The organism is Streptomyces sp. NPDC057743 (assembly GCF_042798755.1).
In the GTDB taxonomy this organism is placed as follows: domain Bacteria; phylum Actinomycetota; class Actinomycetes; order Streptomycetales; family Streptomycetaceae; genus Streptomyces.
Genome location: NZ_JBHVJX010000115.1, coordinates 1 through 1,839, shown reverse-complemented (window position 1 = coordinate 1,839; position 1,839 = coordinate 1). Strand labels below are relative to the sequence as shown.

General features: G+C 62.3%; 1 protein-coding gene and 1 pseudogene. Both read right to left on the bottom strand.

The window, feature by feature from the left end; all coding sequences use genetic code 11:
• Nucleotides 1-353: 353 nt before the first annotated feature.
• A complete protein-coding gene (locus ACFVFQ_RS38680; protein WP_383425404.1) occupies nt 354-944 on the bottom strand; it encodes a Uma2 family endonuclease in 591 nt (196 codons plus the stop codon).
• A gap of 166 nt (nt 945-1,110) precedes the next feature.
• Nucleotides 1,111-1,660, bottom strand: a pseudogene (locus tag ACFVFQ_RS38675) (IS630 family transposase); the annotation flags it as partial.
• Between the last annotated feature and the right edge of the window lie 179 nt (nt 1,661-1,839).

Here is a 1,839-nt window from a genome sequence, read left to right as displayed (position 1 = left end):
AGCGAGTACTTTCTGGGTGCAGCCATGATCACAGGTCCTCTCATGAATCCCATCTGACCCGCTGTCAACTTCCTTCGCACCTCGGGGGAACCTCAGACCGACAGACTGGTCGACCACTGCCAGATGGCCGGGCTGATCGGCGCCGGCGGCAAACAGCGTACGGATTCCACGCACACGTCTCTGCGGTGCGGGACCTTGAGCCGCCTCGAGCCGACCAGGGAGAGCGTGCGCGCCACGTTGGAGACCCTCGCGGTCGCGGCCCCGACCTGGTTGGCCGGCCAGATCAACCTCGCCGAATTCGCCCACCGGTACGGACCACGCGTGAACGGCTGGGCAACTTGGCAAGATCCTTCTCAGCGCTTCCGAGGGACGAGGCCAGTCAAGTCAATGTCGATATCAAAGGGCACTGAGGTTTTGAAGTCCCGTCGGTGGATACCCGTGGCGACATAGGTCTTGGTGACCTCGTCCAGCTCGTAGACATGAACGACCGGCCAACCCTGCTCGTCCTCAACGCGCCAATAGTGCCGGATCCCGGCCTGTGCGTATTTGAACGGCTTCAGCGACCGATCGCGGCCGGCTGACTCGTCTGAGACGACTTCGGCGGCCACGACGACTTCCTCGGGCAGGTACTTGGTGCGGTCCGGGTCGAAGCCGACGTTGACGACCAGAACGTCCGGTTCTGGACGGTTGATCTTGTCGATACGGATCGTCATCTCGCGATCGACCTCGAACTCCTCCGGCGCCTGCTGCTCCAGCAATACGGCGAGGTTCTGGACAACACGGGCGTGCCAGGAGCGCTGGGGGGACATCATGAAGATCAGGGCTCCGTCGATCAGTTCGGTATGACGCGGTAGCTCGGGCGCGTGGTCGAGATCGTCGGCCTCCCAACCGCTGGCGCGCGGCGGCAACATCCATGTGGGAAGCTCGTCCCAGGCGGTGCTCATGAGTTCCTCCAGCGGTATGAACCCTGTCAGAATATCGTGGGTCTGGTTCGGTTTGACGGACATCCCAGATCGGGGGCTCTGTCCCCGGAAGGACGTCCATCAGTGAGAGCATGGCCAAGAAGAAGCCGCGTCTTAGTGCGATGTGCCGGAAATTCCGGACTCAAGTTTAGCGTTGGTTGTTAGTGTCTGGCGGGGTGATTCTGGAGAGGTAGTCGGCGAGGGATTTGAGGATCTCGTCGGCGGATTTGGTCCACCTGAAGGGTCTGGGGTTCTCGTTCCAGGTGTTGATCCAGGCCCTGATGTCGGCTTCGAGGGCTTTGACTGAGGTGTGGACGCCGCGGCGGATGAGCTTGTCGGTCAGCAGGCAGAACCACTGCTCGACCTGGTTGATCCAGGAGGAGCCGGTCGGGGTGAAGTGCACGTGGAAGCGCGGATGTTTACCCAACCACGCCTTGATCTCTGAGGTTGTGGGTGGCGTAGTTGTCACACACGAGGTGTACGTCGAGTCCGGCGGGGACCGCCTTGTCTATCGTGACTAGGAACTTCTTGAACTCGATGGCTCGGTGGCGGCGGTGGAGTTCGCCGATGACGGTGCCGTCGGCGATGTTGAAGGCGGCGAACAGGCTGGTGATGCCGTGCCGCAGGTAGTCGTGGGTGCGCCGTTCAGGCATGCCAGGCATCATCGGCAGGACTGGCTGGGATCGGTCCAGCGCCTGGGTGAGTCGGCGGCGGGAGTTTCACCCGCCGCCGCTCTCAGAACCGTGTGTAAACCTCTCGGCTTACACGGCTCCCACCGTCAGGTCATTCACGGTTACGGCTTGACGAGTCTCCAGTGGGCGAAGAGGCCGGGAAACCGTCTGGCGTGACGGTTCAGGGCCTCTCGCGCTCTCGCTCG

Coding starts and splice junctions, on each gene's coding strand:
- ACFVFQ_RS38680 (WP_383425404.1), bottom strand. CDS start 944: ATGAGCACCGCCTGGGACGAGCTTCCCACATGGATGTTGCCGCCGCGC.